Raw genomic sequence first — 22,524 nt, 5'->3', positions numbered from 1 at the left:
GAGGACGCGTCTGCGATGCACCCTGTGCTGTCGCACCCTCCGGCCTGAAAAGCTCCACTGGACCTTTTGCAAGACGGCCTGCGGCCCAGGGTCGAGCGCAGCCCTCACTGTTGTTCTAATCGATGTCGCTTCCCGTGGTCCCAATCAGGTCACGTGGCACGATGAAATCGACGCAGGTGCCTTTGCGCCTTGCGATGTCATCGGCAAAGTCGATTACAGTCGTCGCGCAAGTGGGATAGTCGCTGAACCGGTGGTGGTCCGGCGGCGTCGTCACGAGCGCATGGGCGAGCATGCCGATGCCGGGGTTGTGGCCGATGACCGCAACATTTTCCGACGGTTCACGGTGGATGACCTCCAAAATGGTCTCTGGGCTCGCGTGATAGAGCCTGCTCGAGAGGCGCAGTTTGGGCGCGTGGTCGATTTCCGGGATGAGCAGATCCGCCGTTTCCCGCGTGCGCTGCGCGTCAGAGCATAGGATCATGTCGGGCAGATATCCCTTCTCGGCGAGCCATCCGCCAATCGCGGTGGCTGAGGCTCGACCGCGCTTGTTCAGCACACGGGCATGATCGTCAGCAAAGGGGTTGCTCCAGCTGGATTTCGCGTGGCGGATCAGGGTTAGGCGTTTGGTCACAGGAAAGCCTCCATATGAAACGCGGCTTGGGCGGGCAGGCGCAGGCCTTGGCCCACCGGGCAGGCGCGCCGCGCGAGGCATCCACCTGTCCGGCAATCAACACCCGCCGCGGACATCACATGCGCCTTGCACGCGGCCACGTCGTAGCCATCTTCAAACGCGCCAACCGGGCAAGCGGTGGCGCAGGGTTGAGGGCATGTCGTACATGGTTTCTCGATGGAAGGCGGCGCCGCTACGCCCCTATGCCGCAGCGCCCCGCGGAAGCTGACAAACAATCCCACCTCGTCATGGACCAGAAATCCGATGGGCGAGGCCCAGAAGCGCCCTGACTGCACCGCCCAGGTGAAGAAGGGCGCATAGGGTGGACCGCCAAAGGGAAAAAGCGGCTCCTCGTCCATTTCTTCAGCGACCCCGGTCAAAACCCGCCGTGACCACCGGTCAAGCGGATTTGGCGCACCGTCCTGATACTCCGCGCTTTCGGTAAAAACCCCCCAAAATCGCGGCTCGTCCGGGCCGATGAGTGTGATCGTGTCCGCCCCGTCCGGGCAATCGCCCAAACAACGAAGCCCATGCAGTCGCAATGCGTCGTCGAGGTTCATCTCCAAAGCCTAGCGAACCCGCGTCCAGGAAGGTGGAATTGAGCCGGGCATGTCAGCCTCAAAGGTCAAACCATCGTCGCTGCAGCCATAGGTGCCGGTCGACTGGCCCCAAGGACCCGTATCGGATGTAACGGGGACGTCCATCCGCGTGCCCATCACATCCGCCGACCCGATCAGGTCGTATTCCGGCGCATTTGCCACGTAAGTTGCCCCGTCATCGGCATTCATCGCACCTTGGGAATAGCCCGAAACGGTAACGGCAATGGCGGGCACATCGGGCATCTGCACCTCGATGACCAGATCGTTCACCAGGAGGGTCATGACGCCGGTTTCAGTGATTTCAAGACTGGCATTGCCGCCGAGATGGGTCGCGTTACCGCCCATCTGGGTGGCCATGAGGGCAGCGATGTCCGCGCCATCCGCCTCCCACACGCCGACCATGCAGGGGTCGATGGCGTGGGCGGATGTGGCGAGAAAGGTGACGCCGACGGCGGCATGCAAAAGTGATTTCATGACCAACTCCTCAACCGAATGTCGAAAGCCTATCACGACCAAGGCAAGAGGCGCAGAAAAATCAGTTGCGCGGTTCGCGGATTAGTGACCCGGCCCCGTGATCGGTGAAAAGCTCTAAGAGGCAGGCATTGGGTGCGCGGCCATCCAGAATAACAACGGCGCGCACGCCCTCGGCCATAGCAGCAAGCGCGGTTTCTGTTTTGGGGATCATGCCGCCTGCAATCGTGCCATCGGCAATGAGGTCGGTTACTTTGCCGGGGGCGATTTCGGTGAGGACATTGCCGTCCTTGTCTTTCACGCCCGCGACATCCGTCAGCAAAAGCAGGCGATCCGCCTTCAGTGCCCCGGCGATGGCGCCCGCAGCCGTATCGCCGTTGACGTTGAAAGTCTCACCCGCGCGGCCCATGCCCAAAGGCGCGATCACGGGGATCGCGTGGGCCGCATGCAGGTCGCGGATGATCGTGGGGTCGACGGCAACGGGCGTGCCGACAAAGCCCAGGTCTGGGTCGGTTTCTTCGCAGATCATCAGGTTGGCGTCTTTGCCGGAGAGGCCCACGGCCTTGCCGCCCTCCGCACTGATCGCCTGCACGAGGCGGTTGTTCACCTTGCCCGACAGGACCATTTCAACCACATCCATGGTCGCCGCGTCGGTGACCCGCTTGCCGTTCACGAAGTCCGATTTGATCTCAAGCTTCGCCAGCATCTCGTTAATCATCGGGCCGCCGCCATGCACGATCACCGGGTTCAAGCCGACCTGCCGCATCAGCACGATGTCGCGGGCAAAGCTCGCCATGGCCTCATCGCTGCCCATGGCGTGCCCGCCGAGTTTGATGACAACCGTCGCACCCGCATAACGCTGCATATAGGGCAGCGCCTGGCTGAGCGTTGCCGCTGTGGCGATCCAATCCCGGTTCATGGCGTCGGTCCTTTTCTTCATCCGATCCCCGCGATCACGGCGCGCAAGGTCGCGACCCCATCGCCATTTTCCGAAGATGTCAGGATCAGTTCGGGGAAGGCCGCAGGGTGTTTGGCTAGGGCCGCGCGTGTCTTGCTGAGCGCTTCGTCGAGCGCTTTGCCTTTGACCTTGTCGATCTTGGTCATGACAACCTGAAACGTCACGGCGGATTTGTCCAAGAGCGTCATGATCTCTTCATCGACGGCCTTTGCCCCGTGACGCGCGTCAATCAGCACGAAAACCCTGCGCAGCGTTTGCCGCCCTTGCAGATATTGCCTCAGGAGGCGCTGCCATTTCTCGACCACGGCAACGGGCGCATTCGCAAAGCCGTAGCCAGGTAGGTCGACTACATAGATGTCCCCTGCGGTGAAGAAGTTGATCTCTTGCGTGCGCCCAGGCGTGTTTGATGCGCGCGCGAGGCCCTTGCGCCCGGTGAGCGCGTTGATGAGAGAGGATTTGCCCACATTGGAGCGTCCGGCAAAGCAGATCTCGACCCGGTCAGGAGCAGGCAGGCCATCCATGGCGACGACGCCTTTGAGGAACTCAGTTTCACCCGCAAAGAGTAGACGCCCTTTTTCCAGCGCATGATCATCCGGCGTCTCGACCTCGGGGAAGCGCAGTTCCATCCTTAGAGCACCTCGACCCTGTCTTGCAGTGTGACCTGCCCCGTCTTTCTCACGATGGCATTGACGCCGAAATTCTCATGTCCCCAGCCGTCCTGCAGGACACCGAGCGTGTCAGTATCCCTATGACCGGTCTGGGGGTTCGCCATCGTATGCTTGCAGCGCTTGATCGGTTCCACGACCTGCAGTTCTGCCGCGCCGATACCGACAGTCTTGCCGATCCACTCGAATTCTTCCCACGGGGCCGCGCCGTCGAGCCAGATATTGCCGCGCCAGCGTTCGATCTCAAGCGGGCGGCCCAAGCGCCCCGCGACGCTCTTGTGGCTTGCATGGGTCATGATGGAGACGGTGGGTTCGGCGGTATCTGTCATGCCGCGCCCGGGGACGCGCGCGATGCTGGCAGGTTGCAGACCGTCCGGATCACAAACCGGCTTTACCCAGGTCAGAAAGCGGGCTGCATCGGCTGGGTTGTCAGGGTGAAACGTGATCTCGCCCAGATCGACATGGCTCAGGGTGAGCGTGGCCGATGCTTCATCAAGCTTGGCCCAGATGCCCGCCAGACCCGGCGTCGTCACCCCGATCATGAAGTTGCGGCAGCTGATCCAGGCCGGATTGGTTGGATCGAACTTTGACCGATCATTGCTGACCGCCCAATGCCTGTCCCAAGGCATGGTCTGTCCCTCAACCAGCGTCACGCTGTCAATCTGTTCACGCCCGTGGCTTTTGATCGGATGCCGCCACAGACCGGCGACAGTGATCATCTACTCGCCCTCTTTCTTGTCGGCTTCCACAGGTTTCTTGCGGCGCATGCCTTCCTTGATGTTGCCGAAGACATCGGGCTTGGCGCCATGGCTGCGCATGATCGCGTATTGCTGGATGAAGGTGATGATGTTGTTGGCAATCCAGTAAAGGACAAGGCCAGACGCGAAAGACCCCAGCATGAACATGAAGACCCATGGCATCCACGCAAAGATCGCCTTTTGCGTGGGGTCGGTTGGGGCCGGGTTTAGCTTTTGCTGCAGCCACATCGAAACGCCCAGCAGGATCGGCAGGATACCGATGGCAAGCAACGCCAGAATGGAACCCGGCGTGGGTGCGGCCCATGGCAACAGGCCAAAGAGGTTGATGAAGGATGACGGGTCAGGCGCGCTGAGGTCTCTGATCCAGCCGAACCACGGCGCATGGCGCAACTCGATGGTGACGAAGATCACCTTGTAGAGCGAAAAGAAGATCGGGATCTGCAGAAGGATCGGCAAACAGCCCGCCGCAGGGTTCACCTTGTTTTCCTGATAAAGCTTCATCATGCCCTGCTGCATCGCCTGACGATCATCGCCCACACGCTCTTTCAGCTTCTCCATCTCTGGCTGCAGCTCTTTCATCCGCGCCATGGAGACGTAGGACTTATAGGCCAGCGGCAGCACGATGATCTTCAGGATCACGGTCAGCGCGAGGATCGACCAGCCCATATTGCCGATCACGATGTTGAGGTAGTGCAGTAGCGCAAAGATCGGCTTGGTCAGGAAAAAGAACCAGCCCCAGTCGATGCTGTCGAGGAAACCCGCGACGCCGCCGTCGTTTTGATAATTGCGGATCGCTTCCCATTCCTTCGCCCCGGCAAAAAGGCGTGTGGTGACGGTGGCTGTCGCGCCCGCGGCGATGGTCTCAACTGGCATCACGGCCTCGGCCTGGAACAGGTCACGACTGTCGAAATACTTCGACGTCGAGCGGAAAGGCGCGTTCTGCTCGGGGATCAGGGTCGTCATCCAATAGTGGTCGGTGTAGCCAATCCAGCCGGAATTCTGCACATCCAGACGCTCGGCCTGTGTGCGTTCGCGCGGGTCGACCTCATATTCGGTGATGTTGTCATAGCCGGTTTCTTCCAACTCCCCGTCGGTCATCCGCACAAGGCCTTCGTGCAGGATGAAGAAGTTCTTCAGATCATCCGGCTGCCCGTGCCGCCGCAGCAGGCCGTATGGGCGGGCGGAGACAGGTGTTGCACCAGTATTCTCAACGCTTTGTGCGAAGGTGAACATGAACTCATCATCGACCGAAACGACATTGCGGAAAATCTGTCCTGCACCATTGTCCCAGACCAGCGTGACAGGGCTTTCGGGTGTCAGAGTCTGACCGCTTTCGAGCGACCAGAGTGTATCGGGGCCGGGGACAGCACTTGCATCGATCCCCTCAATCCCGGTCCAGCCGAAGGACGCGAAGTAAGCACCGGGTTCACCAACGGGCCGCAAGAGCCGCACGATTTCGGCGTCCTCGTCGATGGTTTCGCGGTATTGGGTCAGTGCCAGATCATCAATTCGCCCGCCGAGCAGGGACAGTGACCCTTGGAACTCACCGGTCTCAATCGCGACGCGCGGTGCCTCAGATGGTGCCTCTGTCGTTTCGGTTGGGGCCGTCGCTGTCGGGGTGACAGGATCAACTGCAGGAAGCGTTGGATCCTCGGCGCTGACGGCGGCTTCGGTAGCGGGATCGATCGGCAGTTCCTCTGGCGGGAACAACAGCGTCCACGCCATGATCACCATAAAGCTGAGCAAGGTCGCGAGGATGAGATTCTTGTTCTGGTCGTCCATCTGAAACCGCCCATAGCCGCATCGAAAAGTCTGGGGGCTGTTCAACCTGTCAGGACCCGAAAGGTCAAGCGGTTTTAGGGTCAAAAAGACGCTATGAAGCAGGTCTGGAAGCCTGAATTCAGGCCGCCGACACCCTTATTGCAAAGTGATGCGTCTCAGTGCTTTGACGATTGCGTCGGCGGTTCTTTCCAGACCATCGTTGCCGAGGTGATCCGACATGATCCGCTCGGTTGTTCCGTCCTGGGGACGATGGCGTGACTTGTCATAGGCCGGATCGTAATGATCGGTGATCAGCGCCGCCGACAGATCGACCACCGCACCTTCCGCCGACAGTTTGATCCAATGATCGACGACGGAATGGCCGCGCACCCGGCGCAGCGGTGCCAGCCGTTGCGCGAGCCTTTCGGAATCCGCAAGAACGTCGGCATAGGCTTGTGCAAGATACGCAGCCCTTTCGGCGCGAGGGGCATCAACGACAATCCGCGGGGCGACCTGCATCGCCTGCCAGAGGCTTGGCGGCAGGACGAGTTTGCCAATCTTGCTGCTCTCGGCCTCAACGATGACCTGCTCGTCCGGGTCAAGGCTGTGAAGCGCCACAGCCAGCGCCGTCTCAAAGCCCTTTTGCGCAGGTTGTCCGCCGGGCATGGCCCCCAAAAGCGATCCGCGATGCTGTGCCAGCTCTTCAAGATCAATGATCTGAACGCCGCGCGCCGCGAGATAAGGCAATAACGCGGTCTTGGCTGTGCCGGTATATCCATCCAAGAGTACGAACTTTTGTGGCAAGGGATGATCGTAAAGCGTATGATGCACAAGCCGCCGAAAGCTCTGATACCCACCGGCAATCGTCTCGGCCCGCCAGCCGATCTCTTTGAGAAGCGAGCCAAAAACGCCGGAGCGTTGTCCGCCTCGCCAGCAGTAAAGCAGCGGGCGCCAACCACCATCCTTGTCGGCGAGCGGACCTTCGATATGGCTCGCCACATTGCGGATCACCATGCCAGCACCGATTTTGCGGGCGTCGAACGGGCTGACTTGTTTGTATACCGTGCCGACCTCAGCCCGTTGATCGTTGTCAAGCGCGGGCAGGTTGATCGCGCCGGGGATATGATCTTCCGCAAACTCAGCGGGTGAGCGCACGTCGATCACATCGTCATATCCATGAGCCAGAAGCTTGGAAAGGGTAGGGAAGTTTGCCGGCATTGCCATCTGGATATGCGGGCTAGCAGGCTGAAACAAGTTTCATACCAGCCCCATCAACGACTGTCACAAAGGTTTGGTGGCGTTGGCGCAGCGGCAGACCGAAGTGTCGCACATGTCGGAAATCTGTCGCAAAATGACAGGTTTTCGTCTGCTTTGCCGCGACGTCAGCTTGGCAACGTGCTAGGCATCCCCTGTTGTGTGAAATTTGGGCGTATTCTTTCAGCCCAAGAGTTATGAGGATTTTGAATGTTGAAGATGTTATTCTACGGGATTTGCGCAGCTGTTCTTCTGATACCTGCTGCTGTTAGCGCTGATCAGATCCGGTTGACCTCCTTTGATAATACCGTGCGCTTGACGGGGACCTTCGTCGGGTTTCGACAAGACGTCTATATCATCGAACTCAATGGTCATCTGGTCGAAATACCGATTGCGGGAATGATCTGCGAAGGGTCCGATTGTCTGGACTTTGTGCCCAGCGGCAACACTTTCGCGCGGCTTGAAGAAGGCTGAACCTGCACGGCACCAGCCGAGAGGTTGTTATCGCCGCCACAGATCGAATTTGTCCCGGTAAGGCCCATTGCGGCCTTGTCGTCACCACCCTAGCGTGTCGCCATGACTTATGACGACCTGCATTTGATCACTCAGTGGAGCCAGGTGGTGCAATTGCGGGACAACGGGCTGTTGACGCCTGCGGAATTGATCCTCCTCGACGCTGCTGAAACCGGCGAGACCGCGCAGATCAGTCGCACGGTGCCCAATCTCAAGGCCCCGGCGGTGCTGATCCGTGCAGCGCTCTTGCGGTATTTGATATTGGGCGGTTGCAAGGATTTCCGCACGCAGCCATCCGGGATCACGGTGAACGGCGCGTGGATTGGTGGATCACTTGATCTGAACTTCACCACCGCACGCGGTCCAATCGATCTTTACAATTGTTACCTCGCCGAAAAGCCGCAGATGGTGCAATTGTCGGCCGATGGCGTCGCGATCGTGGGCTGCACCTTGATGGATGGGTTGAATGCCGCGCGGTTACAGATCAGCGGGAATGTCACCCTGAATGGCAGCCGAGTGGATGGGAAAATCTCGCTTTCGGGGGGCGAGATCAAAGGCCACCTGTCCTGCACCCAGGCGACCCTGCGCCATGAAGGTCATTCGTCACTGAAAGCACAGGGTCTGACCGTTGTAAGCAGCGTCCTTTTGGAAGGGACGACCGCGACGGGGCAGGTCAGTTTCCTTGGCTCTCGGATCGGCGGGCAGTTGGTCTGCATCGGGTCGAGTTTTCACAACCCCGAAGGTCATGCGTTGAACGCGCAAAGCATTCAGGTGCGCGGCGATGCTTTCCTGCGTCATGCAACGACAGAGGGCGAGGTCAGCTTTCTGGGCGCTGAAGTTGGCGGCGTGCTTGATTGCACCCATGCCACGATGCGTAATCCGGAAGGGCAGGCGCTGAATGCGCAGCGCCTCATCGTGCGTGAGGGGTTTATCTGGCGGCGCATCAAAGGGGTGGCTGGCGGCGTTGACCTGACTTCCGCTCATGTGGGTGATCTCTGGGACGATCCGGAAAGCTGGGCGCATTGTGACAAGCTTTATCTCAGCGGGTTCATCTATGACGTCCTGCATGGCAGCATCAACGTGCCCGACAGACTGGCCTGGTTGAAAAAGGGCGCGATTTCGCGGCGCGAATTTTATCCGCAGCCTTACGAGCAATTGGCCAAGCTCTTGCGCGAGACCGGGCATAGGTCCGATGCACGCGCCATTATGGTCGCAAAGGAAAAAGAACAGCGCAAAGCCTCACGCGCGCGGTGGCGGCGCGAGGCGGAATGGCGCACCTCGCTGTTTCAGGCGAGCCTGGAGGCACTTGATGCGCGGGCAGAGGCGCTGGCATCGCTTGAGGCGCGCAGGCCCAATGACGAAAACCTTGCGCGGCTTCAGTTGCTGGACCGGGCCAAAGTCGCGCCCGATCTGGCGCCGACGACGTTGGCCCTTGCATTGAAGCAGTTTCGTGATGAACAGCGCTGGTTCCAGACCCGCGTCTGGTGGCGCAACGCAGGCAGCCTGTTGGCAGATAAGGTCTTTGGTTTGGTTGTTGGCTATGGGCACAAGCCAGAGCGGAGCTTTTACATGCTGTTGGTGTTGGTGGCCATCGGCTGGTTTCTGGCGGACCGCGCCTGGGAGGCAGGGGACTTCGCGCCGACGATGGGTCCGGTCCTGATGTCGGAAGGGTGGCAGGCGCTGGCTACCGATGAGCGTATCCAGAACCCCGCGCAGGTCTGGTCAGACAAATACATGCTGGCGCCCGAAGGTGTGCCGGTGCTGACGCCGGGCCGGGATTATGAGACATTTCACGCGCTTTCTTACGCGGTCGATCTGGTCGTCCCTATCGTTGCATTGGGACAAGAGGCGTCATGGGCCCCCTCAACCACACGCGGGCCGTGGGGGCAAACCCTCTGGTGGGTGCGCTGGTGGCTGATCGCGCTGGGCTGGATTGTTACGGCGATTGGGGCGGCTGCGGTGACAGGGGTGATCCGCCGAGACTAGAGGTACGTGATTGCACCTATGATCACCGCGTAAGCGGCATCCGTCCTTGATCGGTGAGAAGCCAGCATTCACGCCCTTCGAAAACTGCAGGGATCAACGGGTTTCCGTATCCCGCACCGCCGTCAAGATTGACCCGATTGCCGTAATGCTGTGGGTGATCCAAAGCTGTGTGACCATGCACAATCAGCCTGCCGTAATCGATCTGGCTTTCCAGAAACCCGTCCCTGATCCACAAAAGATCCTCCGGGTCCTGCCATTCCAAAGGCAGCTCCATGCGCAGACCCGCATGGACAAAGATCAGGTCGTCGGTTTGGTACGTGAGTGGCAGGTTTTCGATGAAATCAAGATGCGATGCAGGAACTGCTTTGCGCGCCAAAGCTGCGAGTTCGTGGAGGTCAATCCAACCCGCATCACCTTCAAAGTGCGCGAGTTGCTCGCCCCCACCACGCTTCTTTGTAACAAAATGCATAACTCCGCAGATGTGGTACGAACGCAGTGTCGCCTCTCCGCCCAGGCGCCGGTTGAGCCAGCTGATCCCCGACCGGATGCGCGGGTCATGCTCTGTTCCGTCGCGGACAAATTGCGCAAACATTCGGTCATGATTGCCCATCAGGTATGTCCACGGGCGGCCAGCATCCTGTCCGGCGATCAGTGTTTCAATGACACCCTGACTTTCGGGGCCGCGATCAACGTAGTCGCCCAGAAAAACAATCTGCGCATCCGCCCCGCCATCAGCGTGGATCAGCGCGAGCGCTCGATCCAGCATGATCTTTTGACCATGAACATCACCGATGGCGTAGACGGGTTCGGTCATTTAAACGTTGAACGTCAACGGCTTGACCTGCTGGAACAGGCCCGTTGCTTCCAGCGCCGCGATTGCCGGAGCGGGCACCGGTTCGTCCACGTAAAGCAGCGCGATGGCTTCTCCATGAGCCGCCGACCGGCCAAGGGTAAAGTTCGCTATGTTCACGTCATTCTGCCCCATCGTCGTGCCCAGTGCACCAATAATGCCGGGCACGTCTTCGTTGGTCGTATAAAGCATATGCGCGCCCACTTCGGCATCGATGTTGATGCCCTTGATCTGGATGAAACGGGGCTTGCCATCGCTGAAGACGGTGCCTGCAATCGAACGCTCACGCTTTTCGGTCACGACGGTCACTTTCACGTAGCCTTCGAACGCACCTGATTGGTCCTGCTTGGTTGTTGAAACCTTGATGCCGCGCTCTTTCGCGATGACGGGTGCGCTGACCATGTTCGTGTCGGGGTTCGCCTTCGTCATGATGCCAGCGATGGTCGCCGCAGTCAGGGCCTTGAGGTTCATCTCGGAGGCTTCACCATCAAAGAGGATGTTGATCGCCTTGATCGGCTCATCCGTCATTTGGCCGATGAAATTGCCAAGATGGCCGGTCAGCTTGATCCAGGGGCCCATGACCTTGGCCTCTTCAGCGGTGACTGACGGCATGTTGAGCGCGTTCTGCACAGCACCCGTGAGCAGGTAATCCGACATCTGTTCGGCCACTTGCAATGCCACGTTTTCCTGCGCCTCGGTTGTGGCGGCGCCAAGGTGGGGTGTGACGACGACGTTTGGCAGATTGAATAGAGGGCTTTCGGTAGCGGGTTCAACGGCGAAGACGTCAAAGGCGGCACCGGCGACATGGCCCGATTTGAGCGCTTCAGCGAGTGCTTCTTCATCCACGAGGCCGCCGCGCGCGCAGTTCACGATCCGCACGCCTTTCTTCAGTTTAGCGATGTTCTCAGCCGACAAGATATTCCTGGTCTGATCGGTCAGTGGCACATGCATGGTGATGAAGTCAGAGCGGGCCAGCAGTTCGTCCAGTTCCAGCTTCTCGACGCCGATTTCCAGCGCGCGCTCTTCAGAGAGGAATGGATCATAAGCTACGACCTTCATTTTCAAGCCTTGCGCCCGGTCGATGACGATGGAGCCGATATTGCCCGCGCCAATCACGCCGAGCGTCTTGTTGGTGAGCTCAACACCCATAAAGCGCGACTTTTCCCATTTGCCGGCATGGGTCGAGGCATTCGCCTCAGGGATTTGTCGGGCAACGGCCATCATCATGGAAATCGCGTGTTCAGCCGTCGTGATTGAGTTACCGAACGGTGTGTTCATCACGATGATCCCCTTCTTGGATGCGGCAGGGATGTCGACATTGTCAACACCGATCCCGGCGCGCCCGATCACTTTCAGATTGTCGGCGGCGGCGATTATCTTCTCCGTGGCCTTGGTGGCCGAGCGGATGGCAAGGCCGTCATATTGGCCGATAACCTCAAGCAGACGGTCCTTGTCCTTGCCCAGATCGGGTTCGAAATCCACCTCAACGCCGCGATCCTTGAAGATCTGGACAGCGGCGGGCGAGAGTTTGTCAGAGATCAGTACTTTAGGAGCCATATCGTTTATGTCCTTTGTGTTTGGCCCGGGGGAAACAAATTTCTAGAAATTTGTTGCGGACCGAATTTTCTGGAAAATTCAGGTCAGAGTGCTGCGATTTCGGTCTCGAATGCCCATTCGAGCCAGGGCAGCATCGCTTCGATGTCGGATGTTTCGACCGTCGCGCCACACCAGATCCGCAGACCTGCGGGTGCATCGCGATAAGCGCCGATGTCCAGCGCGATCTCTTCCGCCTCCAGCCGTTTCGCAACCGCTTTGGCGAAGGCGGCGCCATCGGTGATCCGGTCATCGGTGAACTTCAGGCAAACCGAGGTATTCGACCGCGTCGCCTTGTCAACGGCGAGGTTCTCGATCCATGGCTTGTCGGCGCAGAAGTTCCAGATCGCCCGCGCATTGGCATCCGCCCGGTGGATCAGCGCATCAAGCCCGCCAATCGATCGGCCCCATTTCAGGGCAACCAGATAATCCTCGACCGCCAGCATTGATGGTGTGTTGATCGTGGCGCCTTGGAATATCCCTTCGATCAGTTTGCCGCCTTTGGTCAGACGGAAGATCTTGGGCAGAGGCCAGGCGGGCGTGTAGCTTTCCAGCCGCTCCACGGCGCGGGGGCTCAGGATCAGCATGCCATGGGCCGCCTCTCCACCCATCACCTTTTGCCAGGAGAAGGTCGTTACATCCAGTTTGTCCCAAGGCAAGTCCTGGGCGAAGGCAGCCGATGTCGCGTCGCAGAGCGTCAGCCCGGCGCGGTCGGCAGAGATCACGTCGCCCGAAGGCACGCGTACGCCAGATGTCGTCCCATTCCACGTAAAGCAGACATCATTATCGTAGTTCAGCGCGGCCATATCGACGATTTCGCCGTATTCCGCATTATGCACGGTCGCCTCGATCTTGAGCTGCTTGACCACATCCGTGACCCAGCCCGCGCCAAAGCTTTCCCAGGCTACCATCTCGGCGGGGCGTTCGCCCAGTAGCGACCACATCGCCATCTCAAATGCGCCGGTGTCAGAGGCCGGAACGATCCCGATGCGATAATCCGCAGGCACACCCAGCACCTCACGGGTCAGATCGATGGCCTCGGCCAGCTTTGCCTTACCGACAACTGCGCGATGCGACCGACCGAGGGCGGCGTCGCTCAATGCATCGAGTTTCCATACGGGGGGTTTGGCGCAAGGGCCAGATGAAAAACGCGGATTAGCCGGCCGCGCAGCCGGTTTGGTCAGTGCCATTGATGTCTATCCTCACAGATATGCGCCCCTCGTTGGGGAGGGGTGTCCCACGGTTGGGAATAGCGGCGGCTTTCGGCTTTCACAACCGGCAAAATGTCACTAGACCGGCATGCGATAGTATTTTTGCGACACCCGCGACGCCAATAGGAAACCGCGCATGTTCATCGTCACCCTCTTAACCACGCCCACAGAACGCACGCTGGATGCTGCGCTGGTCGAAAGCCTGCGCAATGCCTGGGGCGGTGGTGATATCAGGTGGCTCGCGATTGATGAGGCGGCAGAGTTTGCCATTCCTCAAGCACCTGACAATCAATGGGATGTGTGGGCCGACTTGCAGCAGGCCTGCGTCGATCTGGTTGTGCAGCCTGCCGAAAACCGGCGCAAAAAAATGTTACTCGCGGATATGGACAGCACCATGATCCGGCAGGAATGCATTGATGAACTGGCCGCCGAGGCGGGCGTCGGCGCACATGTCGCTGACATCACTGCCCGTGCGATGAATGGTGAGCTGGATTTTGAAGCCGCATTGATCGAACGTGTCGGCCTTCTGAAGGACCTGCCTGAAACCGTGGTCGAACGGGTTCTTGATGAACGGATCACCTATATGCCCGGCGGTTACGAGTTGGTGAACACGATGAAGGCACATGGCGCCTATGCGGCGCTTGTCTCGGGTGGGTTCACGGCCTTCACTGGCCGCGTCGCTGCGGCACTCGGCTTTGATGAGAACAGGGCGAATACGCTTATCGTGGCAGACGGCAAGCTGACTGGGAAGGTGGCGCGTCCGATCCTGGGCAAACAGGCCAAGGTCGAGGCATTGGTGCAGATCACCCAGCGCTTGAGGCTGACCGAGGCGCAGGTTCTAGCCGTGGGTGATGGTGCCAACGATCTGGGGATGCTTGGCCGCGCGGGCACCGGCGTTGCGCTGCATGCAAAGCCGTCGGTGCAGGAAAAATGCGATGTCCGGATCAATCACGGCGACTTGACGGCGCTGCTTTTTCTACAAGGCTATCGACGAGACGATTTTGTGACCTGAGGCGATTGTTGCGCACAGTGAAAACGAGGTGCAGCGTCTAAACGGCTGGGCAGTTCCGCCGTCGCCTCAATAGTTGCTAAAATACTACAAAGACCGCGCTTAGTTGGAATGGGCGGTCTTTTGGTACGTGTCGCGGGTCATTTTGAACACTTTGATCAGTCGTGGGTCCGCACTGCAGATCTGTCTTACCTGCTCCATAAAAGCCTGTTCGTTTTGACCGTAAAACGCTTCAGCAGCATCATCTGCTGCGGTACGCCGCGTTCTTGAAACCATCATATTATCCTCATTACATTTCCGTATTATCATCTATGACTATCTGGACCCGAATGGGGCAAATCTGCGTAATTGTACAAAAATACAGTCAAATACCACCATAGCGTGCGCTCGCGCAGTGAATACCCCTAAAGTCTTAACAGAGTGTTGAATCGTCACCCGATCCACCCCCATGGATTTCCGGTCATGAACAAGGCAGCAGTTCTGATCATGCTTTCGTCAACTGTCCTGCTGACCCAGCGTTAATCGTATATTAACATTTGTGGCAATATGCGCCAGTCCTACAAGGCTGTCACGGCGTGTATGACAACAAATCCGTGATTTGAGGGCTTGCATCTTGATCAGACTGGGCTCCAAAAAGCGCTATGAGTTCTTCAGACAAGCCCGCGACAATTGCGGCCCATGCTGCTGGTGCGATTGATCTGCAATCGGGCGGCGTTGTGCCGTCGCTGCAGCCTTCCACCACTTTCCTGCGTGATGCTGACTACGACCTGCTGCGTGACGACAACACCTATGCGCGCGACAATTCCGACAACGTCCGGCAGGCAGAAAGGGTATTGCAGGCGCTGGAAGCTGCGGCCGAGACCCTCTTGTTTCCATCAGGCATGGCCGCCATCGCGGCGGTTTTCCGGACCCTTTCGAATGACGCACAGGTCATCATTCAATCGGGGATCTACTGGGGCACCACGGCCTGGGTCCGTGACTTCTGCAAACGGCGTGGTATCGGCTTGCACGAAGTGGACGCTGACGATCTGCCGCAGGCCTGTGCGGCGATCAAGGCTGATCTGGTCTTCATCGAAACGCCCTCAAACCCATGGCTGAAGACAGTGGATATCGCGGGCATCCGGGCGATCACGGACGGTCTTCTGGTTGTCGACGGGACCGCCGCGACACCGGTTCTGACACAGGCAATTGGCCACGGCGCGGATATCGCCATGCATTCGGCCACCAAAGCGATCAATGGCCATTCAGACGTTCTGGCCGGCGTGCTCTCGACCAGCAATCCGGACACAGCTGCCTGGCAGGCCATCTGCGCCGACCGCAAGATGGCTGGGGCCGTGTTGGGCCCTTTTGAAGCGTGGCTTTTAACGCGCGCTATGCGCACATTACCGCTGCGGGTTGAACGGATGTCAGAGAACGCCATGGCACTTGCCACGGTTTTGTATGCCCATCCTCGCATCGAAGATGTCTACTACCCCGGCCTGCCGCACCATCCGGGACATGCCGTAGCACAACGCCAGATGACGGGCGGCTTCGGCAGCCTGCTCTCGGTTCTTGTTGCAGGTGGGCGGGAAGAGGCGCTGAGCGTTATCGGCAAGTTCAACCTCTTCTTGCGGGCCACGTCGCTTGGTGGCGTCGAAAGCCTCGTTGAGCATCGCCACACGATTGAGCCCGACACCGGCATCCCCGAGAACCTGATCCGGGTGTCTGTCGGGATCGAGCATATTGATGATCTGCTGGCTGACTGGATGCAGGCTCTCGACGGCTAGCCCTCCATTGCGCCGCCGGCTTCTTTCCAGGCACCTATACCGCCAATATTTGTCACGTGTTCGAAACCCATGTCCTTGAGCGTCTTGCCAGCAAGGGCCGCCTGTCCGCCCGCCCCGCAGACCAGATAGATATCGGCATCGGGTTTAAGCGCTTGGTTGTGAAAATCCGTGCTGGGATCGGCGACGAATTCCAGCATGCCGCGGGCAATGCGATGCGCCCCGGCAATTGTCCCGGTTTTTGCAATAGCCGCACTGTCGCGCACATCGACAAAGACACCACCACCGGCATTGTATTTTGCAATCGCTTCTTTCGCGCCTAGTCGCGGCACAACAGCATTCGCTTCGTCCATAAAATCTTTGGCTGATTTCATCGTTTCTCTCCCTTGATCCTTAACTGTCAGATAGGCGGTCTGGTAGCGACCGCCAAAGAAAAAAAGCCCGGACACAAGGTCCGGGCAAGTCCAACAGGGAGGTGGAGATGTAACCCGATCTCCGGCGGGATTTCGTGCGTCCGATGACAAGGAACGGGAGTGATCCCTATCACCGGACTTGGAGTACTACGCCACTAACCTATAGCCACCGGATTCGGTCACAAGAAGGCGGGCATTGGACGGATCTGGTTCTATTTTTTGGCGAAGACGGTAAATATGTGTCTCCAATGTGTGCGTGGTCACACCGGCATTATAGCCCCAAACCTCGTGCAAAAGGACGTCGCGGGCGACCACACCTTCGGTTGAACGATAAAGGAATTTCAGGATGTTTGTTTCTTTTTCGGTCAGCCGCACCTTCTTATCGTCTTCTGTTACAAGGATTTTCTGGGCTGGTTTGAACGTATACGGCCCAAGCTGGAAAACCGCGTCCTCGGATTGTTCATGGGTCCGCAACTGGCTGCGAATACGTGCCAGAAGGACGGGAAACTTGAACGGCTTGCTGATGTAGTCGTTTGCACCCGCATCAAGGCCCAGAATTGTGTCAGCGTCGCTGTCTTGCGCCGTCAGCATGAGAATCGGGCATTTCACGCCCTGCTTGCGCATCAGACGGCAAAGTTCACGGCCATCTGTGTCGGGCAGGCCCACATCCAGGATCATCAGGTCGTACAGACCTTCCTTGGCTTTCACCATCGCGCTGGCGCCGTCATCGGCCTCGAAGACGTCAAAATCCTCGGTCATCAAAAGCTGTTCGCCAAGCGCCTCGCGCAGGTCGTCATCGTCATCGACGAGCAATATCTTTTTGAGTTGTCCCATGACATCCTCCTTCGGTTCGTAGCTAGATTTGTGTCCTGCTTACGTTTCAAACAAGCCGCTATTCCAATCTTTCACACGGACGTGTGATTTGCCGTGCTTTTGTTTCACTTTGCGGCTGAAACGGCTATGAGATGAAACAAAAGAGGTGGCACGCGATGGGTTTTTCCCCCGACATTACCGAACGACTGGCGCGCGCACGGGCCGATTTGCGCATGGGTGTGCCGATTGTGCTGGAGAGTGGTGCCCTGGTGCTGGCAGTTGAAACGCTAGATGCGACGCGGCTCGCTGACCTGCAGCTTTTGGGTGGTGCACCTGTTTTGGCAATCACCGCGTGGCGCGCGCAGACGCTAAAGGCACGGGCCTATGATGGTGATCTGGCGCGTGTGGTTCTGCCGGGTGACGCGACACTCTCATGGGTGCAGGCGATTGCGGATCCGGCTGACGATCTTCGTGCGCCGATGAAAGGCCCCCTGCATACTGCGCGTGAGGGAGGGGCCGATCTGCACCGTGCCGCGATTGCGCTGTGCAAGGCGGCAAGGCTTTTGCCCGCCGCGTTGGTGCTTGAGTTGAGCGATGCGATCAGTTTCGCCAATGAACACAACCTCACGCTCGTCCCGGCGAACGCAGCTTTGGCGACCGAGCTGAGCCCGCTCAACCCCATCATCAGCGCCCGATTGCCACTGGAAGTGTCAGAGGCAGGGCGCTTGCATATTTTCCGCCCCGACGATGGCGCTGAAGAGCATTATGCGGTCGAAATCGGTCAGCCCGACCGTTCTCAACCAGTTCTATCGCGGCTGCATTCGGCCTGTTTCACCGGTGATCTTCTAGGTTCGCTCAAATGCGATTGCGGCCCGCAATTGCGCGGCGCTTTGAGCCAGATGGGGGCCGAGGGCGCGGGTGTCTTGCTTTATCTCAACCAGGAAGGGCGGGGGATTGGCCTTGCCAACAAGATGCGCGCCTATTCGCTGCAGGATCAGGGGTTTGACACGGTCGAGGCCAACCACCGGCTGGGGTTTGAGGATGACGAACGCGATTTTCGGATCGGTGCGGAGATCCTCAAGCGCATGGGGTTTTCATCGGTGCGTCTGCTCACCAACAACCCCGCCAAGGTGGCGCGCATGGAGAGTTGCGGGATCAACGTGACCGAACGCGTGCCGCTGAAGGTTGGTGAGAACCCGCACAACCACGCGTATCTGGCGACGAAGGCTGCGAAATCGGGGCACTTGCTTTAGATCATCGGCGCCCGCAAAGCGCCGATACGAATGAAAGCGAAAGGCGCCAACATCCCTTGATCGAATTGATGATTTGGATGTCTCAACTCGTGCGCGTTACTGGACAAGTGACATGGACACAAAGCAAAACAAACTTCTGCTGGAACTGAAGGCCAGCGAAACAGATGTGTGGCAAGCCCTTGTGCGAGGCGACGTACTTGCGGACGAAAAAGCCCTGCATACAGATTTCCTTGGTGTCTATCCGGATGGTTTCGCGACAAAAGCCGATCACGTTCAACAGCTTGACGATGGGCCGACTGTTAAAACGTTCGTGCTATCGGATTGTCGCGCAGTGCCGCTGGGGCAGGACTTTGCCATATTTTCCTACAAAGTGGCGTTTCAGCGCACGGGAGCATGCGTGACTGAGGAGATGTTCGTCAGCTCGGTCTGGCAGCGGTCAGGCTCTGGCTGGATCAATATCTTTAGCCAGGACACACCGGCAAAGTGAATGGTCGCGGACAGTAAGTATCAGTCGCTGAATATGCCGGTTTCCGACCCATCAATGCTTTTGACATTTTTGCGCCGCCAGTAATCCTGCACCCCATCTTCGCCCATATCGGCGTAATAGGGCAGCAATTCCTCTGGTCCGCGTTGCTTTTCGAACGTCATCAGCGGCACGCCGGTGCCGCAGGATGTCTGGACCATATCAATCGTCATGTTGAAGATCTGACGGCTGCCTGCCATCGGTGGGAATTGTGCAATGGCCCCATCCCAACTGATATCATGTGGATGCAGCGTGGTGGCATGGCCATAGACCCGCAGGATCAACGCGTCGCCTTCGAATGCGCAGAACATCAGTGTCATGCGGTTGACGTCGCGCAGATGAGCCGCGGTTTCATTGCCGCTGCCCGTCAGGTTCAGCCAGACGATGCGATTGTTATCAATGATGCGCAGGGAATCCATCCCCTTGGGTGAGACATTGACCCGGCCGTCAGCGGCAGCGGTGGCGACAAAGAACACATGCTGCTTTTCGATGAAGTTGCGCAACGTGGTGTTTAGTTTTGGTCCGATTGCCATGGTGATCCTCAACTTTGCTTCCGGAACATAACATGAACAAATGATCTTTGGAACCAACATCACGAGATTCATAACCCGTTGTAATCGCACAAGTGATTCGCCATGAAGACATAAACTATGGTTTATCTGCACTATGAAACTCACCGACCTTGTTCTGACCCCAACCCACCTGCGGTTCTGCAATCGGCGGTTTCCCCGCACCATTGGGCGGGGTGGTGTGACCGCAAAAAAGGCCGAAGGGGATGGGGCCACGCCGCGCGGGATACACCGCATTGTCGGCATGCTTTACCGCCCGGATCGGATGGCAAAACCCACCGATTGGGCGCTGCCAATCGGACCATTTGACCTATGGTCTGACGATGTGCGCGACCCCGATTACAATATGATGGTGCGCGCGCCACACCCTTATAATCATGAGCGTTTGCGCCGGTCCGACGCGATGTATGATCTGGTCATCCTGACTGACTGGAACTGGCCATACGCGGTCAAGGGACGCGGCTCTGCCATCTTCGTGCATCAGTGGCGCGGACCGGGTCGTCCAACGGCAGGTTGTATCGCGCTGAGGCCTGACCATCTGAGATGGGTCGCACGACACATCTGCCACGAGACACGAATTGTTATCGGATAACCTCTACCTCTTATGCCACCTCTTACCTCGAAAGAAGAGGTAAGCCGATGACACACCAAGGCCTGATCATGACCCCCGATGATATTTCCCAACTCCCCTATCGTCCCTGCGTTGGCGTGATGCTGGCCAATCCACGGGGTCACATCTTTGTTGGGCAACGGATCGACCGCGACACTGAGGCCTGGCAAATGCCGCAGGGTGGGCTGGACAAAGGCGAACGGACAATCGATGCGGCCTATCGGGAGTTGGAGGAAGAAACCTCTGTCACCCCGAACCTTGTGACGCTCGAAGCTGAGAGCACGGAACTCATCCGCTATGACATTCCGCACCAGCTTGTCCCCAACATCTGGAAAGGGCGCTATCGCGGGCAAGAGCAGAAGTGGTTCCTGATGCGCTATCACGGCACGGCGGACGAGATTGATCTGCAGACCGCACATCCCGAATTCTCGGCATGGAAGTGGATGCATCCCGATGAACTGGTCGATGGCATCGTCGCGTTCAAACGCGAAGTTTACGCAAAGGTGCTCGCCGAGTTCCGCGCCAAGTTGTAGGCTTGGCCTTGCACTGATCGTTCAATGCGGTTTTGGCGAATAAGGTGGAACGGATCATGAAACACGTCCTGTGTGCGGCCATTTTGGCATTCGTTGGGGGACAAGCCAGCGCGCTGAGCTGCATTCGTCCCGATCCGATCATGACCTTCAAAGAGCTTGCAGCGGCGCCTGAGAACTACTTTGTGCTTTATGGCGAGATGACGTTTGATGAGGCGCTTTTGCCGCCCGGTGTCTCGGCGTTGCCAACGGCTGCGCCCGATCCAATCCCTGCGCAATTTCGCGGCAAGGGGCTGACGCGGCGGGGTTTTACCTCTGACTACATCAGCCCTGTGACGCTTGAGGTCTCTTGCCTTGGATCATGGTGTGGCAGCGCGCGCAGCGGTGGCGATGCGATCTACTTTGTCGAAGCGAAAGACCCGCCCGTGACCATGCTCGCCGAGCCCTGCGGAGGTCGGATTTTCGTCGACCCGTCGCAGGAGGTTCTCGATATGCTCGTCTCTTGCATGCAGGGCGGACCCTGTTCACCGCAGCCTTTGCAATAGCGACAAGGACGGGTGCCCGTCAGGGGGCAGGCCGACGCTGCGCTGATAGGCTCTGATCGCCGCGCGCGTATTTGGTCCGATCCGCCCGTCCACACCTTGCGTTGAAAAACCGGCATTGGTGAGGCGCTCTTGCAACTCACGCCGCTCTGCCCGGCGCAGGCGCCGTTCATTCGCCGGGAACGCCGTTTGTAATGGGCCCATCCCCCGGATGCGGTCACCCAGATGGCCGACACCCATGATATAGGCCTGTGCGTTGTTGTAGCGTGAGATCACGTCATAGTTGCGGAACACCAGAAATGCGGGGCCACCCGCGCCTGTTGGCGTGATCAACGTTGCCTCACCGTAATTCGGGACAACCTGACCATCCACACCGCTCACGCCAATCTGACCCCAGGCGGCAGGGCTGCGTGTGACAGTGCGCCCGGTCTGGCCGTAGTCAAAGCCGTTCGGCAACCGTACCTCAACGCCCCAGGGCTGGCCCTTGCGCCAGCCAAAGCGCCGGAAATAGGCAGCGGTCGAGGCGAGCGCATCGCTGGGATCATCAGCCCAGATATCGCGGCGGCCATCGCCGGTGAAATCAACGGCATAAGCCTCATAAGAGGTAGGGATGAACTGCGTATGTCCCATCGCCCCGGCCCATGATCCGGTCATATTCTGCGGGGCCACGTCACCGTTTTGCAGAATGCGCAGGGCGGCGATCAACTGATCTTCGAAAAACTGCCCGCGCCGCCCGTCATAGGCAAGCGTGGCCAAGGTCGAGATCAGCGGTGTGCTTCCCCTGCGTTGGCCATAATTGCTCTCCATTCCCCAGACCGCAGTGACGATATGCGGCTCCACATCATAGGTCGCCTCAATCCGCTCCAGAAGCCGCGCATATTGGCGCGCCAATTGACGTCCATTGCTGACCCGCGCGTCTGACACGGCGGTTGACATGTAATCGGCGAGCGGGCGCACGAATTCCGCCTGATTGCGGTCACGCTCGATACTGTCTGGCAGATAGCGCGCGTCGGCAAAAGCCGCCTGAAACGTGCGGTCACTGATGCCGGCCGCGCGAGCACGGCCGCGAAAACTTGCGACCCAATTGCCAAAGCCGCTTGCCTGCGCATGGGACATCGTCCCGCACGCCAAGGCTGAAAAACTGGTCCCGATAAACTGCCTGCGATCCATGATCCGCCTCCATTGTTATTTTTGCGCAAGATAGCGCAAA

24 protein-coding genes are annotated in these 22,524 nt (G+C 58.6%); 9 read left to right on the top strand and 15 right to left on the bottom strand.

Translation table 11 applies throughout. From position 1 onward, the window contains the following. Positions 1-115 precede the first annotated feature (115 nt). From SLH49_RS19195 to mnmH, 8 genes are all read right to left on the bottom strand, one after another. On the bottom strand, positions 116-631 hold the full coding sequence (locus SLH49_RS19195; protein ID WP_320270779.1) for a SixA phosphatase family protein: 516 nt from the start codon (positions 629-631) through the stop codon (positions 116-118). Beyond that, positions 628-1,230, bottom strand: a complete 603-nt coding sequence (locus SLH49_RS19190; RefSeq protein WP_320270778.1) for a ferredoxin — start codon at positions 1,228-1,230, stop codon at positions 628-630. Before SLH49_RS19190 ends, SLH49_RS19195 begins: the two co-directional genes overlap by 4 nt. Before the next feature lie 9 nt (positions 1,231-1,239). Continuing rightward, entirely contained in the window at positions 1,240-1,743 is a 504-nt protein-coding gene (locus tag SLH49_RS19185) for a hypothetical protein (RefSeq protein WP_320270777.1), read from the bottom strand. Positions 1,744-1,804: 61 nt separating this feature from the next. Beyond that, on the bottom strand, positions 1,805-2,659 hold the full coding sequence (gene argB, locus SLH49_RS19180; RefSeq protein WP_320270776.1) for an acetylglutamate kinase: 855 nt from the start codon (positions 2,657-2,659) through the stop codon (positions 1,805-1,807). Positions 2,660-2,676: 17 nt separating this feature from the next. Continuing rightward, a complete protein-coding gene (yihA, locus tag SLH49_RS19175; protein ID WP_320270775.1) occupies positions 2,677-3,324 on the bottom strand; it encodes a ribosome biogenesis GTP-binding protein YihA/YsxC in 648 nt (215 codons plus the stop codon). A gap of 2 nt (positions 3,325-3,326) precedes the next feature. After that, the gene (locus SLH49_RS19170) at positions 3,327-4,082 is read right to left on the bottom strand and encodes an MOSC domain-containing protein (protein WP_320270774.1); all 756 of its coding nucleotides are present in this window, start codon (positions 4,080-4,082) and stop codon (positions 3,327-3,329) included. Beyond that, positions 4,083-5,903 (bottom strand): membrane protein insertase YidC, encoded by a 1,821-nt coding sequence (gene yidC / locus SLH49_RS19165; protein ID WP_320270773.1) that lies wholly within the window; start codon positions 5,901-5,903, stop codon positions 4,083-4,085. It abuts the gene before it with no gap. Positions 5,904-6,038: 135 nt separating this feature from the next. Next, on the bottom strand, positions 6,039-7,100 hold the full coding sequence (gene mnmH / locus SLH49_RS19160) for a tRNA 2-selenouridine(34) synthase MnmH (RefSeq protein ID WP_320270813.1): 1,062 nt from the start codon (positions 7,098-7,100) through the stop codon (positions 6,039-6,041). A gap of 246 nt (positions 7,101-7,346) precedes the next feature. Here mnmH and SLH49_RS19155 point away from each other — a divergent pair, with 246 nt between their 5' ends. Beyond that, positions 7,347-7,610 (top strand): hypothetical protein, encoded by a 264-nt coding sequence (locus SLH49_RS19155; RefSeq protein WP_320270772.1) that lies wholly within the window; start codon positions 7,347-7,349, stop codon positions 7,608-7,610. A gap of 102 nt (positions 7,611-7,712) precedes the next feature. After that, entirely contained in the window at positions 7,713-9,635 is a 1,923-nt protein-coding gene (locus SLH49_RS19150) for a hypothetical protein (RefSeq protein ID WP_320270771.1), read from the top strand. Positions 9,636-9,657: 22 nt separating this feature from the next. On the opposite strand, the gene SLH49_RS19145 is transcribed toward SLH49_RS19150, so the two are convergent. The 3 genes from SLH49_RS19145 to SLH49_RS19135 all read right to left on the bottom strand — a co-directional run bounded on the left by SLH49_RS19145 (position 9,658) and on the right by SLH49_RS19135 (position 13,268). After that, on the bottom strand, positions 9,658-10,449 hold the full coding sequence (locus tag SLH49_RS19145; protein WP_320270770.1) for a metallophosphoesterase: 792 nt from the start codon (positions 10,447-10,449) through the stop codon (positions 9,658-9,660). Next, the gene (gene serA, locus SLH49_RS19140; RefSeq protein ID WP_320270769.1) at positions 10,450-12,042 is read right to left on the bottom strand and encodes a phosphoglycerate dehydrogenase; all 1,593 of its coding nucleotides are present in this window, start codon (positions 12,040-12,042) and stop codon (positions 10,450-10,452) included. Positions 12,043-12,125: 83 nt separating this feature from the next. Continuing rightward, entirely contained in the window at positions 12,126-13,268 is a 1,143-nt protein-coding gene (locus SLH49_RS19135; protein ID WP_320270768.1) for a phosphoserine transaminase, read from the bottom strand. A gap of 157 nt (positions 13,269-13,425) precedes the next feature. On the opposite strand from SLH49_RS19135, the gene serB reads away from it, so the two are divergent. Then, positions 13,426-14,301 (top strand): phosphoserine phosphatase SerB, encoded by an 876-nt coding sequence (serB, locus tag SLH49_RS19130; RefSeq protein ID WP_320270767.1) that lies wholly within the window; start codon positions 13,426-13,428, stop codon positions 14,299-14,301. Between the two features lie 638 nt (positions 14,302-14,939). Further along, positions 14,940-16,064, top strand: a complete 1,125-nt coding sequence (locus SLH49_RS19125; protein WP_320270766.1) for a trans-sulfuration enzyme family protein — start codon at positions 14,940-14,942, stop codon at positions 16,062-16,064. Here the strand turns inward: SLH49_RS19125 and SLH49_RS19120 are convergent. Both SLH49_RS19120 and SLH49_RS19115 read right to left on the bottom strand, forming a co-directional pair. Beyond that, positions 16,061-16,435, bottom strand: coding sequence for a rhodanese-like domain-containing protein (locus SLH49_RS19120; protein WP_320270765.1), 375 nt, complete (start codon positions 16,433-16,435; stop codon positions 16,061-16,063). The genes SLH49_RS19125 and SLH49_RS19120 overlap by 4 nt on opposite strands. A gap of 186 nt (positions 16,436-16,621) precedes the next feature. Further along, a complete protein-coding gene (locus tag SLH49_RS19115) occupies positions 16,622-17,308 on the bottom strand; it encodes a response regulator transcription factor (RefSeq protein WP_320241311.1) in 687 nt (228 codons plus the stop codon). Between the two features lie 155 nt (positions 17,309-17,463). Between SLH49_RS19115 and ribA the strand changes: the two genes are divergently transcribed. Continuing rightward, positions 17,464-18,540: a GTP cyclohydrolase II gene (gene ribA / locus SLH49_RS19110; RefSeq protein WP_320270764.1), complete on the top strand. Its 1,077-nt coding sequence runs from the start codon at positions 17,464-17,466 to the stop codon at positions 18,538-18,540. A gap of 112 nt (positions 18,541-18,652) precedes the next feature. Further along, the gene (locus SLH49_RS19105) at positions 18,653-19,027 is read left to right on the top strand and encodes a nuclear transport factor 2 family protein (RefSeq protein WP_320270763.1); all 375 of its coding nucleotides are present in this window, start codon (positions 18,653-18,655) and stop codon (positions 19,025-19,027) included. A 20-nt stretch (positions 19,028-19,047) separates the two neighbouring features. On the opposite strand, the gene SLH49_RS19100 is transcribed toward SLH49_RS19105, so the two are convergent. Then, on the bottom strand, positions 19,048-19,596 hold the full coding sequence (locus SLH49_RS19100; RefSeq protein ID WP_320270762.1) for a pyridoxamine 5'-phosphate oxidase family protein: 549 nt from the start codon (positions 19,594-19,596) through the stop codon (positions 19,048-19,050). A gap of 133 nt (positions 19,597-19,729) precedes the next feature. Between SLH49_RS19100 and SLH49_RS19095 the strand changes: the two genes are divergently transcribed. The 3 genes from SLH49_RS19095 to SLH49_RS19085 are packed head-to-tail and all read left to right on the top strand — an operon-like array spanning position 19,730 to position 21,317. Continuing rightward, complete coding sequence (locus SLH49_RS19095; RefSeq protein ID WP_320270761.1) at positions 19,730-20,224, top strand: L,D-transpeptidase family protein; 495 nt, start codon at positions 19,730-19,732, stop codon at positions 20,222-20,224. Between the two features lie 47 nt (positions 20,225-20,271). Beyond that, positions 20,272-20,775: an RNA pyrophosphohydrolase gene (locus SLH49_RS19090; protein ID WP_320270760.1), complete on the top strand. Its 504-nt coding sequence runs from the start codon at positions 20,272-20,274 to the stop codon at positions 20,773-20,775. A 56-nt stretch (positions 20,776-20,831) separates the two neighbouring features. Further along, positions 20,832-21,317: a hypothetical protein gene (locus SLH49_RS19085; RefSeq protein ID WP_320270759.1), complete on the top strand. Its 486-nt coding sequence runs from the start codon at positions 20,832-20,834 to the stop codon at positions 21,315-21,317. On the opposite strand, the gene SLH49_RS19080 is transcribed toward SLH49_RS19085, so the two are convergent. Further along, a complete protein-coding gene (locus SLH49_RS19080; protein WP_320270758.1) occupies positions 21,297-22,484 on the bottom strand; it encodes a lytic murein transglycosylase in 1,188 nt (395 codons plus the stop codon). The genes SLH49_RS19085 and SLH49_RS19080 overlap by 21 nt on opposite strands. Positions 22,485-22,524: the final 40 nt, after the last annotated feature.

Source organism: Cognatiyoonia sp. IB215446, assembly GCF_033963825.1.
In the GTDB taxonomy this organism is placed as follows: Bacteria; Pseudomonadota; Alphaproteobacteria; order Rhodobacterales; family Rhodobacteraceae; genus Yoonia.
Note: the sequence above shows the minus strand (reverse complement) of the source record. Positions and strands in the feature narration are given on the sequence as shown.